This is a genomic window from Mesorhizobium sp. M0478 (genome assembly GCF_040321305.1).
Classification (GTDB): Bacteria; Pseudomonadota; Alphaproteobacteria; order Rhizobiales; family Rhizobiaceae; genus Mesorhizobium.
On record NZ_JAMYRH010000002.1, the window covers coordinates 685,587 to 698,929 of the forward strand.

Genomic DNA, 13,343 nt, shown 5'->3' on the forward strand with positions numbered 1-13,343 from the left:
AGCGCGTATACGGGCGCGGGGTTCACCGTTGCGTCACCAAGCGATGTCGCGCCGCGTATTTGGGCTTGATAAGCACGATCTAATGTATACGATTCACCCAGCCGGCCTGGCTCCCCCGCCATCGGGCCGGTCAGGCCCGACGGTTCAACGCACCACCCCAAACGACTGACGGGCCGCCAGGACGCTCACTGCGCAGCCGGGTTCATGCTTTGCCTTTTTTTCTCGAAAAGCGCGAGCTTGGTCATATAACCAATTCTGATTTTTGCATGGCATTGGGTGCAGTTGAAGTTGGATATCACCTTCAACCACGATCCCTTTTTTATGATGACATGAGAACAGTTTGGACATTCCAGTTCCAGGTACTCGTCCCCCATATCGTTTGAAATCGGCACTACGACACTCCCCAACAGTTGCCCGTGAAACTTGCGCTTCGAGATCGGCCGGCACCTCCGTGCTCAAACCCCGAACGTGGGTCCTTGGCAGATGTTCCGCAATCCGACCTCTGGCGACCGGGTTCGGACCTAAGTCCAAATCGCCGCCAACAGGCCGAGAAGTGGAACCCCGGCGGATGCTTTTTGAACGCTGAATTTCCGTGCTCGCCGGTCGTAGTCCGCCGTCCTCGTGGCCAAAGCGCCAATGTTGCCTTTTGTGAAACTGACCTCGCCCGGCCTACCAGGTCGCCAGGGCGCAACTCCGGCAATAATACGGTCGGAGCGAATGTCAGCGCGAAGCTGTGCGCAGGGACGCCAACTCGCTGACAGCAGCAAGGATGACAGCATCGGTTGCCGGCTTCGGCAGGAATCTGCAGTCGCGGAAAGCCGCGGGAACGTCGGCGGGGCCAAATCCCGACAAGAAAGCAAAGGGGATGCCTCGCGCCTGCAATATCCTCGCCACGGGCAGACCCGTTTCACCGTTCAGCTGGATGTCTAGCAACGCCACGTCAATCTTGTCCGATTCAACAAGACGCAGAGCGGCGGATACCGACGGCACAGGTCCGACCACCTGATAACCGGCGCGACGCAGCCGCGCGGCAGTGTCCTGCGCGACTAGCCATTGATCCTCAACAATCAGAACACTCACGCTTTCGCTCACGGCCCCTCTCTGCGATTGACCGGAAATGAGATGTCGATCCGAGACCTTCGGACAGTTGTTTCGACATGTCCGCAAACCTATAGGTAACCTCTCCATGCAGCAAGGTGAGGCTGATGCTGGAGCGGAGGCGCTTCCACCGACCACTTGCTGAATTACCGGAGCCGAAGATTAGCGCGTCAATGGAGCTGCGGTCCGCGCCTCCGCTCCATCAGAGTTGGATAGGCGTTTGCCCCTCTCCACGATCCACAAAATCTAAAAGCCGCCGTTCCGCGCCATTGGCTCTTCAAAGCATGAGCAGCACCTCTCTCTCCATCTTGGGCGACCTGAGATTGCAATCGGTCAATGAGCGTCAGAAGTGCGATGCACCGAGTTTGTGCCTGCAGTTTTTCGAAGGAAAGGCTTGAGAATTCATGATTTCGGAGCAGGTTTGGCTGGCGCATGAGCGCCGCAGATCTATACTGGGGAGATCAAGCGATGGGGTCGGCCATGAGCAAAGAGTTCAGTGTAGCTGATGCCTATGGCGCCGGCCGCGCCATGTTCATGGGACTTGAACTGCTGGTTTCGCCCGGTGCGCTCGTCCCCAGACCTGAGACCGAGTTGCTCGGCAAGACCGCGCTTGGTGTGTTGCATCAGATGAACCTGCCGGCTCCGCGCATAGTTGATATGTGCTGCGGCACTGGGAATCTGGCGTGCGCGATCGCCTACCATGTGCCCAGCGCCCTTGTCTGGGCAAGCGATCTCACCGATGAATGCGTCGAAACGGCACGCCGCAACACCTCACATCACGGCATGGCTGAGCGTCTTTCGGTGCTTCAGGGCGACTTGTTCGACTCTCTCATCGGCCTTGGGCTAGACGGAACTATCGACGTAATCGTCTGCAATCCGCCTTACATTTCTGAAAAGCGGCTCGAGGGCGACCGCGCCCATCTGATCGAGCTTGAGCCGCGCGAGGCGTTCGCAGCCGGCCCTTACGGCCTGAGCATTCATATGCGCGTACTGAAAGACGCACCGCGATACCTGCGGCGTGGCGGCATCCTGCTCTTCGAGGTCGGGCTTGGCCAAGACCGACAGGTAGCGGGTCTGCTGGAACGCAGCAAGGCATTCGAGAACATCCGTTCGGTCTCGAACGAAGCGGGCGAGGGCCGGGTGGTTCTGGGGCAAGTCAAGTCGCAGGCATGAATCCTGCGACAGTCAGACCAAATACGGGCTGCTCTGGGCGTAACGCTTACCCATCAGTTCATTTTGCGGATGATGTATTGCTCGATCCCCTGGATGGAATCGAGGTTTTCAGGCAGAAGTTCGCTATCCTCGACGGTAATGCCAAAGGTCTCCTCGATGAAGCCGATAATCTCAAGCACACCCGTCGAGTCGACAATGCCTTGATCGAGCAAGGATGCGTCATCCAGCAATGCCTTGACGTCGCTGACGTAGAAATTTGAAACCAAGAAACTACGAATCTGCTCGCTGTAGATTCCGGCGCGTTCCTTGATGGTCAACATGAATTCGTCCTCCGTGGCGTCACCATTAAATCAGCGACTTGGTTCTGGCCCCGCATCATGACAGCGCCGTTTTCTTGAGTTTTCCCGTGTCCGTCATCGGCAGGTTCGCCACAACGACGATGGATTTCGGGACCATGAAGTTTTCCAGACGCTTCTGGCACTCCTTCTGCAGTTCCCTTTCGCCAATGGCTCTTCCATGCTCCATCACCACAAAGGCTTTCACCGCTTGCCCGAGGAGCTCGTCGGGAACACCGATGACAGCCGCTTCTCGGACTCCTGGAATGTCCATGAGTACGTTTTCCACTTCCCTTGGCGCCACCTTCTCGCCTCGCGACTTTATGATCTCATCCCCACGGCCAACGAAGTAGAGGTAACCCTCCGTATCCATCCGGCAGTAGTCGCCGGTGTATAGGACCTGCTCGCCGGGCAGCGGGCCGGGTTTGAGCTTCCTGGCCGTTGCCTCGGGCTTGCCCCAATACCCCTTCATCACCGTTGCGCCGCGAATGACGAGTTGGCCGACAACGCCTGGGCCTATCCGCCTGTCATGCTCGTCAACGATCCACATCTCCGTATTCGGGATTGCGATCCCTACGCTCAATGGCTTTCGCTCGAGGTCCTCTGGCGGCAAATAGGTGCAACGTTTGCATTCGGTGAGACCGTACATCGAATAGATGCGTGCACCCGAAAACAGCTCGCGAAGCATGAAAATATGCTTGAGGGGTAGGGCTGCCGCAGTGTTTGTGACGTAGCGGATGCTCGAGAAATCCTGGTCTTTGAGGGACCTGAGTTCGGAGAGTGCGGCAAAGATTGTGGGCACGCCGGGAAAGCCCGTAACTCCCTCCTGCCTGATCAACTCCAGGACCTGAGCCGGGAAAGCGAACGAGCGTTCCAGCACCAGCCGGGCGCCGGTACGAAAAGCCATGATCATCTGGTACAGTCCATAGTCGAAGGCGAGGGGTAGGACATTGAGGATCACCTCGTCCTCGGCAATCGCGAGGTAGGAAGCGATAGACGCGCACGCGGTCATCATGTTTCTGTGCGTCAGCATCACGCCCTTGGGTTCGCCCGTCGACCCGGACGTGTAGATGATGGCTGCCAGATCAACATCGATGCACTGCCGTGCCGGCGGCGTATCCGCGCCATTGGCGAGGGCGGCGTCCCAGCGCACGGCAAACGGCAGCTGGGCGAGTTCGACGTCGTCGATCGGTCCCGATACGATCACCCGCAGAAGTGACGGGCAGCCGCGCGCCGGCTCGCGGAAGATCGCGTGCAGATGGCCGTCCGTGATGAGCGCCGTCGGCCGGCAGTCGTTGAGCAGATAATCGAGCTTGTCGCTCTTGGTGAGCGGGTTGACGATGCACACCACCGCATTCGCCTTTAGCACCGCCCAGAAGCTAACCACCGTCTCGACGGTGTTGTCGGCGAAGATCATCACGCGATCACCGCGAACGACTCCGGATGCGGCCAGGTCCCGGGCGATCGCGTTGGCTCGCGTTTCGAGTTCGAGGTAGGTAACACGCTGCCTGTTGCACACCAGCGCCACCTTACTTCCGTGTCGGACGGCTGAATGGGCGAGGTAGTCATGCAGCAATGGTACGGCATCATGCAACATGCAGGCGCTCTTCCCGATGTTCGCAGTCGACGTCGACGCTGAGTGTGCATTCGAGCGTTGCACTGGGACAACCCGCGACGAACTGCTGATGAAGAAGTTGGGTCGACAACACGCCGACCAGCGCCATGTTGTCGGCATTGGACAGGTCGCCATCGCCAGTTCTGGCCTGGCATTTGGCAAGCAGGTGCGTGACCGCCTTTGGATCGAAGACATTCGCCTCGCGCAGGGCCGCCTGCGAAACCGCCTCGCGTGCGTAATCCGGAGCGTCTGCGCCGACGAAGCAAAGCGCGTTGGGCGCACGGAAGGGCTGCTTCTTGCGGGCTATGATCTCGGAGGGCAGGATGGGTGCCGCCATGCGCTTCAGCACGTGCTTCTCGTCGAGGCCGCGGAGTTTGAAGGAGGGTGGCAGCGAATTCGCGAGCCTCACAAGTTCATCGTCCAGGAACGGGAAGCGCCCCTCGACGGAGTGAGCCATCAGCATCCTGTCGCCTTGCGAGGAGAGCAGATAGCCCGACATCAGTGTTTGCACCTCGAGATACTGGTCCTGCGCAAGGGGGCTCCAACGGGCAAACTGCGCGGGCAGACGGGCGAGCAACTCGGACACGGCGTCGCGGCCCTCCGTTCGAGCCCGCATATCGGCCGTAAACAAGCGCTTGATGGCACTGGTGGTTCGCCAGCGTGTTTCATGAGCAAAGCCCGGCGCGTCGTAAGCGTGAATATTTCGCCCGAAGAACTGACGCGCCATCGCCTGCTGTTGCACCGGCGAGCGGGTGAGATAGGGGTAAAGGCGTTCCAGGAGCCGAGAGCGTCGTGTCGAAGTCGGGTGGCGCCCCCAGAAGCGGCGGACCTTGCCTTCGCGGAACAGGTCGTAGCCGGCGAACATTTCGTCAGCGCCTTCGCCGGTCAGCACGACCTTGATGCCACGCTCGCGCACCAGGTGCGAGAGCAGGAAGAGTGGCGCCGGGGCAGTCCTCAGGATCGGGCGTTCGGTGTGTTGGATTACCTCCGGAAAGATTCCGGCTATATCTCTGCGCGAAACGACCACTTCATGGTGCTCACTGCCGATCGCCTCGGCAACCATTCGCTGGAAGCGGGTCTCGTCATACTCGGCGTCGGCAAAACGCAAGGAGAAGGTTTGGAAGCGATCGCCCGCGAAGCGCCTCGCGAGCGCGGCCACAAGCGAACTGTCCAGCCCTCCGGAGAGGTAGCACCCGACAGGCACGTCGGCGCGCACCATTCTGAGCGCCGTCGCGGCCTCAAGAGCGCTAGACACGCGGTCCACCGCGTCGTTGGAGGACCCGGGGAACTCGCCCTGCCGCGATCCGAAATTGTCGGGATAGGAAGGCTGCCAAAAAATCCGCTCACGAACGGTGCCATCCTGATAGATGCGGACACGACCCGGCTCGAGTTCGTTGATTCCGTGGAAAACTCCTTGCGGCGGAACGACCGTCCAGAGCGTGAACGTCTGATCGATGCCGGCGGGATCAAAGGCGCGAGGGATGGTTCGATCGGCCGCGAAAATGGCTTTCACTTCGCTGGCGAAATAAAGCCGGTGCGCATGCTCGCTGAAATACAGCGGGCAAATGCCGAAGCGGTCGCGCGACAATACGAGACGATTGGCCACTGAATCCCAGATCGCAATTGCCCATTGGCCGTTCATCCGCTCGAAGGCCGTTTCTCCCCACTCACGATAGGCGTGCAGCGCGACCTCCGTGTCGCTGCGGGTTCGGAAGCGGTGGCCGAGCGCCGTGAGTTTTTCACGCAATTCGACGTAGTTGAATATCTCGCCGTTGAACACGATCCACGTCGTATCGCCTGTATCCGCCATCGGCTGCTGGCCACTGGAAAGATCGACGATGGACAGGCGCACATGCGCCAGCCCCGCGCGTCTGTCCCGGTAGAGACCGCGCCCGTCGGGACCGCGATGCGCCAGCACGCCCATCATCTGCATCAGCGCCTGCCGCGAAGGAGAAGCCGCTGTGGCATTCAGCGCCACGATTCCAGCGATGCCGCACATGCTCGGTTAATCTCCGCCTTCGGCGGACAGCAAAGGCCGCGCGTGAAGATAGTGGGCCGCCCTTCGTTTCGCTTCGATGTCCTTGAACACTTTCTGAAGCTGGGGCTCGGTGAGGCCAGCAACCGCCGCGAGCTCATTGCTGGCGACCCCGTGGTTCAGGCCGTAGAGGCATAGATCCATCAGGTGATAGGGCAGCGCGAAATAGAATTCTTCCTGGCTTTGGGCCATGGAAAAAGTGTCGGTGGTCGGTGGCCGCCGCCGGATTTCATCATCTACCTCGAGATATTCCGCGAGTTGATAAACCTGGGTTTTGTAAAGGTGAACGATCGGCATCACGTCGGCGGCTCCGTCGCCCTGCTTGACGAAAAAGCCCTGGTCGTACTCGAGGCGATTTGGAGTGCCGACAACCGCGTATTTGAGGCGGTCGGCGTGATAGTATTCCGTCATCTTACGCAGGCGCTGCTTGTAGTTTGTCGCAGCAACGATCTGCAGATAGGCAGCTGGCGGCAGACGCACGGTATCTACTTTACCCTGCGGATCCTGGACCGTGAGGCGGGTTATATTGAGCCCGCTGCTCTCCAGAACCGACGCGATCACCAGCTTGCATTTCCACCCTTCCCCATAGTCGGGAACGACGGTCTGGATCGCATCGATCTGCCGGCGGTAGGCCCCAATGGCCTCCAGTGCCGGTGCTATGTCCTCAAGGACGCTTTCAATGCCAAGCTGTGCCGCGACGCGGCGGCCAAGTCTCAGGGAGTCGCCGGAAGAATCCCGCTCCGGCATGAACAGTCCCAGGACCTTGTCTTTCCCGAACGCGCGCATGCACAAGGTCGCGACGACGGAGCTGTCGATACCGCCGGAAAGACCGACAACCACGCCGCGACGATGCAGGGTGCCGAGAACCTGAGTGCGCAAGGTGTCAACGATGCGATCGACCTCCGCGCGGGCATCGAGCGTCAGCATGTCCTTGCTGAATTCCGGAATTATGTCGATGACAAGTCCTCCCTTTTGCGAGATTCGGCGGGGGAATAGGTCTGCACGATGGCCGTCTCGATAAGCGGACGGTTGGTGGCAAGGTTTGGTTCGACGACAAGGTCGATGTGGCTGCCCGTGATCGAAATGACGTCCATGCGTGCCAAGACGCTGTCCCAGCCCAAGGCCCGCGGCATTCCCTCCCTGCGACATCGGAACAAGGTACCGGAGAGGGGCAGAGCCGGTTTCGGTGCCTCAAGCCACTGGAAGAATGACTTCGCCCTTAAAACCTCCTGCAGTTCCAGTTTGGTCCTGAAGATCGTCGGGTTGAACTCTCCATTGGCAAATCTGTCCAGAATCCTGGCCAGACGCGCTTCGCCGCCCACGGCGACGGTGATCTTCGCAAGGGCTCTGCAAGCCATCCGGTGCGCGGATATGCGGTTGGTGCGAATACGATAGAACGTACGGGTAAGAGTCTCCCAATGGTTGCTCGGCTCGTCCAGAAGGCTCGTGTCGAGGATGCCCAGGAACCGCACCGTTCGCCCGGCCTTCATGAGCCGTGCGGCAACCTCGAATGCAACCGCGCCACCCAGAGAATGGCCGAGAAGTCGCACGGGGCCCGCAGGTTGGATGCGGCTTATCTGCTCGAGTGCGGCGCCAGCCATGGCGCTGAGGGTGTTGTGTCCGTCCAGTATCGCCGCAAGGCTCGGATATCGGATCGGGTTTACACGGGCGACTTTTCCCATGGCGGCTGCGAACGCAGCCAGGCTCGGACCATAGCCGACGGACCCTGGAAACAGGAAAAGAATCGGTGGGTGGTGCTTCTTTTCGCGCCCTTCGCCTAACCGTGCAGAGACGACCGCCTCAACCATCTCGTCCAAGCTCATGCCGACGGTGAATGCCTCGAGGCCCAGCTCTTGCCCGATGGCGTTTTCGATCGCCATGACGCAGTGCAGCAGCTGCAGCGAATCTCCTCCAGCATCATCCCAGTTTCCCGTGGCAGTGCCTGTGTTGAGAACCTGCGTCCACGCGTGCTGCACTATTTGACGCGTGTCCTTTGCTCCTCCGGCGGGCGGAGCATCGAGAGTGGACGACCGGGCGGCTCGCGCCCTCCTTCCGTGCGAACGATCTATCTCAGCCAGTGTTGCCAAATCGACCTTACCTCCCGACAGGCGTGGGATTGCGTCAACGGTGTGCAATCGCAAGGGACGCAATGGTGCCGGCAAGGTCATTCTGAGGAGCTTGCGAAGGTCGTCTGCAAAAGCGCCGCCTGCGAAGCGCTGGGGAACCGCGAAGGCGATGAGTTCCTGCGCGGCAGTTACCATCACCACGGCATCCGCCACCGAAGGCGCGCAACGCAAGACCCGTTCGAGTTCGGCGGGCTCGATGCGTCGACCATTGATCTTGATCTGGCGCCCTTTGCGGCCGACGATCCTCAAGATGCCATCATCGTCGAGCCGAACGAGGTCCCCGGTCGAAAAAAGCCGAGCCTCGGGATCGTCGGGGTCCGGCTGCGCGGGAACGACCACACCGTTCTCCCAATGACCAAGCAGGACATAGCGGCTTTTGATAAGAAGCTCTCCACTTTCGCCTGGCCCTACATTGCGCTCCGCTTCGTCGACGATAGCGAATGTCATACCAGGGAGCAGCCTGCCGACGGGAACCGACGCGTCTTGCTCGGGCCAGTCAGGCGGCAAGAACCATTGCGAACCGATGGTTTCAGTCGATGAGTAGCCGATCTGGATCAGACACTGGTCCGAAACGGCTTTGCGCAGCAAAGCGATGTCCGTCCATGACACTTTCTCCCCACCGATCCGCGCCACTCTGAGCGGCCAGGAAGCGTCGGCGGGCGCCTCAGCCAGGAGGGCTCGAAGCAGTGCCGGCACAAGATAGGCGATCGTCACACCTTCGGACTGCAATCGAGCGCGCGTAGCGCGCAGGCCGACAGCCTCCACCTCGAGAAGATGCAACGTGGCGCCCGTCAGCAGCGCCGCAAAGATCTCCCGGCAACCGGCGATCGTGGCTGGCCCGGTCAGCGGCAGGAAAACGTCATCCGCGGTGATATGGCACGCATCGACATATTGCCGGACCCGCCATAGCAGGCTGCGTTGGCTGTTGACGATTCCCTTGGGGCGCCCGGTGCTGCCCGAAGTGTAAAGCACCAATGCGGGCGCATCGACCGAAACCATAGGGGGCTTATGCTGCTGTTCTGGGTGTTGATCGTTGGACGCCAGGGCGGCCGCAATTTCGATCCAGATGATCTCTTGGGCCAATTCGACCGGGCGAACATCTTCGGCGCCTATAATCGCGCCGAGCCCCGCGGCACTGACTATATCGAAAATGCGAGAGGCGGGATCTCTTGTGTTGAGCGGAACCGAAGGCCGTCCCGCCGCCATGGTCGCCAACATCGCCACAGGATACCAAGCGGAGTTTGCTTGCAGGATGCCGATGGCCTGCCCTTCGGGGACGACGGCAGCGATATGAGTTGCCAGCGTCTCGACCGCACGGAAAAGCTCAGAAAAAGTCAGGCGGTTCGCGCCGTCGCTGATTGCGAGCTTGTCAGGATGCCCCCTGGCGACATCTCCAAGGTGGTCGAAGATTGGAATGTCTGCAAATTTGGCACCCATCTGTCGGTAACGGCGCCAGACTGGCCCCCCTTGGTCAAGGTCATATTCGGGAACGACTGACCACCTTCGGGTGGGTCGCAGATCCACCTGTAGGTTTTGATTTGCCACTTCCGAATGCAAACACACTGAGGACATTCAGGGCCCCGCCAAGCTGTCGGTCGAACATCGCTCGCCGCGGAGATCTTTTCATCAATCATTCGGATGATGCCTCGATCTTGCCTAGCCAGCGCTTCCCGAGCGTCCTTCAGAAGTTTTGCCATTTGTGTCCAGCACCGGTCGTTTTTCCTTGCAAGCTCCGTGGAGCGCAAGACGGCTTGCCCAGGCGAACGGATGCGATCGGCATCTCCGCTAGAATCCGGGCTCGGTAGATTCACTGACTGGAACAATCATTCAAATGAACGTTGGTGTGATCTGAAATCCGGCTAAGCTTGATCCGTAGGGGAATGACTGCTCGTTCGGAGACGCTTGAGCATATGATCATCGAGTTGTTTGGGCCGCCTGGCGCGGGTAAAACCACGCTGCTTCGCGGCCTCTGCCAAGGGCTGGCGAGACACGGCATCAATGTGAAGACAGTAAATGGGTATCGCCTGATTGAACCTGGATCGGCTCAGGATGACGCTCCGGAAATCCGCCATGGCATAGGAAGAATTGGCAAAAAGATTGCCACATCCGGTCCTATCTTGCTGTCGACCTTGCCAAAGGACAGTGTCGCGGCCCGGCTTCTGGCATCGATCCCTCTTCGAAGCCGCGTGTGGTCATGGCGAATGAAGGTCGACATCGCCCAACTGTGCCAGTCCTGGCGCCAAGCGCGGGAGTCGCCCGGTTGCTTCATCTTCGAAGAGGGCATGATTCAGGCTTTGTGTGCGCTGGGTGTGCTGGCTAGAACTCCAAGCCTCGACGCGGTCCGCGAGTGCCTGGCGTTTCTTCCGCGGCCGGATCTCGTTGTGCAACTCGACGCGCCCCAGGAAACGTTACGCCGCCGTCTTGTGGATAGGCATGCGCAGCAACCGCTCCTCGAGGTTATGCTGTTCGAACTTGGCGTGGACAAAGGATTAAGGCAGGCCGAAATCTCAAGAGAGGTCGGCGAGTGCCTGCGCCAGGACCGATGGCCGTTGATACAAGTCAATGGTGCTGAACCTCACGAGGTGGACGGGGTCGTCGCGCGCGTTCTGGGAGAGCATGTTGGTCATGCTGCCTAGGCTGGCCCATGACCTATGATCCATGACACATTTATGCATTTGGCGCCAAGCCGGGCAGCATCTGCCGCCAAGCGTGCAATCATGTCGAATCGTGCTGATCGAGCACTTCGAGCATGGTCGTCAACATGCTTCCGACTTCCTCAGAGATTTCCTCGGGGCGGATTCCCGCTCTGATGGCATCCGCCGTTGCTTGGTCCGCAAGTTTCGCCGCAAGAGCCGGATCGGCCTTGGTGTAGAGTGGGATCTTATCCTCTACCCATTTCTGCAGGAATTCGATGCCGCGCGCGCTCATACCAAGTACAAGCTCGGCGGGGCTTCTTGGTTCCGTCAGCCATATTCAAGAACGTCAGACCATCTTGCTCAGGCTGACGTCCCACGGTCACGTCACGATGAACGAGGACGCCGTCAGAGCCAGATGTGGCGATAGAGTGGCAAATTGGATCTGATGTGCGCCGCCCGAGCCGTCGCTGTCAAAGGAAAGCGCGCCGGTCGTGCTGTTATAGACGATGTGATCGCCGCTGTCGTGCGCGGCCCTGCCGGCGTAAAACGCCGAAGAGGGAAGGGCGCCTGTATGCAGGCCGGCAAACACGGTGTGGTCGAGTTGGATCTTGTCGTGGCCCACTTTGAAATCGGCGACCTTGTCGATATTGCCGACCTTGAGAGCCGAATCGAAGACAAAGACGTCGTTGCCGCCATGTCCGGTCAGAACGTCTCTCCCGCCACTGCCGTTGATAGTGTTGCTCCCGGAATTGCCATCGATGGTTTGGGCGAATTCGTTTCCCGTGAGCTTGATAGCGGCAGTTCCCAATTTGCTGGTGGTCGCAAGATGCTCGACCTGCGAGCCGGCCGACAGCGCGTAGCTCACCGATGCCAGCACGCTGTCGTTGCCGCTGTGCCGCAGTTCCACCACCTTATCGCCGGCGTTGTTGACATAGTAGGTGTCGTTGTAGCCGCGGCCCATCATCGTGTCCGCGCCAGCGGTGCCGCGAAGCACATCCGCGCTACCCGTGCCGTAGAAAATGTGATCGCCGGTGCTGGTCGGAGGGACACTTGTGGGCGGAGGCGCTGTGCTGGTAGGCGGCGGCGTCGGTTCGCTGGCCGAAGGACCGCTTGCGGTGCCCTGGTTGTGTTGAAGGAACAGAGCCTGCAGCGTCGGCGAGCTCTCAAGCGCCGTGTCGCCCTGTTGAGAACCCCAAGCATAGGCATAGTCGAAGGCCGGCGAAGGCGCTACCTTGGCCCAGTGGTCCAACATGGTCTTTTCCTGAGCAACGCTGGGCAGGACATAGCGACCGCCCGTGTCGGTCGTCCAGTCGCCGCCGCCGAAGGTCTGATACACGGGAACGACCTGACTGAGCGGGATGCCCGAGGCGACGGCCGCCGCCACAGTCCTGTCGATCATGTTGTAATCAATCGTGCTTGTTCCGGTCCGTACCGGGTAGGGATCCAAGCCGTAATAGTCGATATGCGTGTTGGCAGGATTGAAGGTGTTTGAAAAGTCGGGGTTAGCGGAAGACCCCATGTTCATCATTGTTATGAAGGTCTTGGCGCCGGGCAGGTGGCTGTGGATCCAGTCTGACTCCGCCTTCAGATCAGCGGCGGTGGCATAAGTTCCCCATTTGCCGGTCGGGTCCGGCTCATCGACGAGGAAGAAGCCAAACACTTTCGGATTGCCGATGAAGGGCGTGACCTTCTGGATAAAGGAGGAGGTTGCACCATCTGCTTCATTGAGCCACACCAGGCCTTTCTGGCCGGCCGGCAAGGCGTTGAGCTGGTCCAAGGAAGATACATCAACAAGATTGAATCCGGCTTTCGCGACCTCGGAGGCCGACCCGCCCGAGGCGTAATGGAGTGTTGTCATTGACATACCCTTCGTCCGATTCGGTAGGCGCCCCACACCTGCCTAGGGAAAGGATCCATTAGCGACAAATCAAATACCGGCGCCCCTTGATAGAATCTTTGATCAGCGTCCGAAAAACACAACAGCCTCGATGCTACGCTTGCCTCAGAGGTATGTAGATGATCCAAGTATGTCGGGCGCTCAAGCCTGCAACGAAAGCATTGCAGCGAAGTCTGCCGGAGCGCCTGCGCATTTGCAGTGGCGGCAATCGGCCAATGCGCGCTTCGGTTGCGCGAGCCACCGCCAAATGCGCGCTTCCGCAGGATTTATTCGAGCTCAGACCGCAAAAGGAACCGCGTCCTGGCGAAGCCCTCCCATTGCAGCCGCTCAATGCTCCTCGTAAAAAGCCTCGGCGCCAAAATGAGCAAGGCAGTACTCCACAAGGTCATGCGAGGAGCGCGCCGCTGGCAATTGCGGAGAGGCACTGA

11 protein-coding genes are annotated in these 13,343 nt (G+C 59.7%); 2 read left to right on the forward strand and 9 right to left on the reverse strand.

The features are described 5' to 3' along the window. Positions 1 to 144: 144 nt before the first annotated feature. Together NKI64_RS07765 and NKI64_RS07770 are read right to left on the reverse strand one after the other, a co-directional pair. Positions 145 to 348 carry a hypothetical protein gene (locus tag NKI64_RS07765; RefSeq protein ID WP_155921622.1) on the reverse strand — a complete coding sequence of 68 codons (204 nt, stop codon included), beginning with the start codon at positions 346 to 348 and terminating at the stop codon, positions 145 to 147. Positions 349 to 720: 372 nt separating this feature from the next. Continuing rightward, the gene (locus NKI64_RS07770; RefSeq protein ID WP_023670881.1) at positions 721 to 1,092 is read right to left on the reverse strand and encodes a response regulator; all 372 of its coding nucleotides are present in this window, start codon (positions 1,090 to 1,092) and stop codon (positions 721 to 723) included. Positions 1,093 to 1,578: 486 nt separating this feature from the next. Here NKI64_RS07770 and NKI64_RS07775 point away from each other — a divergent pair, with 486 nt between their 5' ends. Continuing rightward, entirely contained in the window at positions 1,579 to 2,271 is a 693-nt protein-coding gene (locus NKI64_RS07775) for a N5-glutamine methyltransferase family protein (RefSeq protein ID WP_023697126.1), read from the forward strand. A 53-nt stretch (positions 2,272 to 2,324) separates the two neighbouring features. Here the strand turns inward: NKI64_RS07775 and NKI64_RS07780 are convergent, their stop codons facing one another. The 5 genes from NKI64_RS07780 to NKI64_RS07800 are packed head-to-tail and all read right to left on the reverse strand — an operon-like array spanning position 2,325 to position 9,954. Then, entirely contained in the window at positions 2,325 to 2,591 is a 267-nt protein-coding gene (locus NKI64_RS07780) for an acyl carrier protein (protein WP_023701118.1), read from the reverse strand. A 55-nt stretch (positions 2,592 to 2,646) separates the two neighbouring features. Next, the gene (locus NKI64_RS07785) at positions 2,647 to 4,203 is read right to left on the reverse strand and encodes a class I adenylate-forming enzyme family protein (RefSeq protein ID WP_352667335.1); all 1,557 of its coding nucleotides are present in this window, start codon (positions 4,201 to 4,203) and stop codon (positions 2,647 to 2,649) included. After that, positions 4,193 to 6,220 (reverse strand): asparagine synthase (glutamine-hydrolyzing), encoded by a 2,028-nt coding sequence (gene asnB / locus NKI64_RS07790; protein ID WP_352667338.1) that lies wholly within the window; start codon positions 6,218 to 6,220, stop codon positions 4,193 to 4,195. Before asnB ends, NKI64_RS07785 begins: the two co-directional genes overlap by 11 nt. A 6-nt stretch (positions 6,221 to 6,226) precedes the next feature. After that, positions 6,227 to 7,207 (reverse strand): NAD(+) synthase, encoded by a 981-nt coding sequence (gene nadE, locus NKI64_RS07795; protein WP_280790896.1) that lies wholly within the window; start codon positions 7,205 to 7,207, stop codon positions 6,227 to 6,229. Beyond that, positions 7,204 to 9,954 (reverse strand): AMP-binding protein, encoded by a 2,751-nt coding sequence (locus tag NKI64_RS07800; protein WP_502901368.1) that lies wholly within the window; start codon positions 9,952 to 9,954, stop codon positions 7,204 to 7,206. Before NKI64_RS07800 ends, nadE begins: the two co-directional genes overlap by 4 nt. A gap of 338 nt (positions 9,955 to 10,292) precedes the next feature. Here NKI64_RS07800 and NKI64_RS07805 point away from each other — a divergent pair, with 338 nt between their 5' ends. Continuing rightward, positions 10,293 to 11,018 (forward strand): AAA family ATPase, encoded by a 726-nt coding sequence (locus NKI64_RS07805; protein WP_352667344.1) that lies wholly within the window; start codon positions 10,293 to 10,295, stop codon positions 11,016 to 11,018. Between the two features lie 79 nt (positions 11,019 to 11,097). On the opposite strand, the gene NKI64_RS07810 is transcribed toward NKI64_RS07805, so the two are convergent. Together NKI64_RS07810 and NKI64_RS07815 are read right to left on the reverse strand one after the other, a co-directional pair. Then, the gene (locus NKI64_RS07810; protein WP_023670889.1) at positions 11,098 to 11,310 is read right to left on the reverse strand and encodes a DUF768 domain-containing protein; all 213 of its coding nucleotides are present in this window, start codon (positions 11,308 to 11,310) and stop codon (positions 11,098 to 11,100) included. Between the two features lie 87 nt (positions 11,311 to 11,397). Next, positions 11,398 to 12,876: a M10 family metallopeptidase C-terminal domain-containing protein gene (locus NKI64_RS07815; protein WP_352667348.1), complete on the reverse strand. Its 1,479-nt coding sequence runs from the start codon at positions 12,874 to 12,876 to the stop codon at positions 11,398 to 11,400. Between the last annotated feature and the right edge of the window lie 467 nt (positions 12,877 to 13,343).

What these genes read in the sequence shown, in the direction of transcription:
- NKI64_RS07765 (WP_155921622.1), bottom strand. Translation starts at nt 348, where the DNA reads ATGTCCAAACTGTTCTCATGTCATCATAAAAAAGGGATCGTGGTTGAA.
- NKI64_RS07775 (WP_023697126.1), top strand. Translation starts at nt 1,579, where the DNA reads ATGAGCAAAGAGTTCAGTGTAGCTGATGCCTATGGCGCCGGCCGCGCC.
- NKI64_RS07780 (WP_023701118.1), bottom strand. Translation starts at nt 2,591, where the DNA reads ATGTTGACCATCAAGGAACGCGCCGGAATCTACAGCGAGCAGATTCGT.
- NKI64_RS07785 (WP_352667335.1), bottom strand. Translation starts at nt 4,203, where the DNA reads ATGTTGCATGATGCCGTACCATTGCTGCATGACTACCTCGCCCATTCA.
- asnB (WP_352667338.1), bottom strand. Translation starts at nt 6,220, where the DNA reads ATGTGCGGCATCGCTGGAATCGTGGCGCTGAATGCCACAGCGGCTTCT.
- NKI64_RS07800 (WP_502901368.1), bottom strand. Translation starts at nt 9,954, where the DNA reads ATGTCCTCAGTGTGTTTGCATTCGGAAGTGGCAAATCAAAACCTACAG.
- NKI64_RS07805 (WP_352667344.1), top strand. Translation starts at nt 10,293, where the DNA reads ATGATCATCGAGTTGTTTGGGCCGCCTGGCGCGGGTAAAACCACGCTG.
- NKI64_RS07810 (WP_023670889.1), bottom strand. Translation starts at nt 11,310, where the DNA reads ATGAGCGCGCGCGGCATCGAATTCCTGCAGAAATGGGTAGAGGATAAG.
- NKI64_RS07815 (WP_352667348.1), bottom strand. Translation starts at nt 12,876, where the DNA reads ATGACAACACTCCATTACGCCTCGGGCGGGTCGGCCTCCGAGGTCGCG.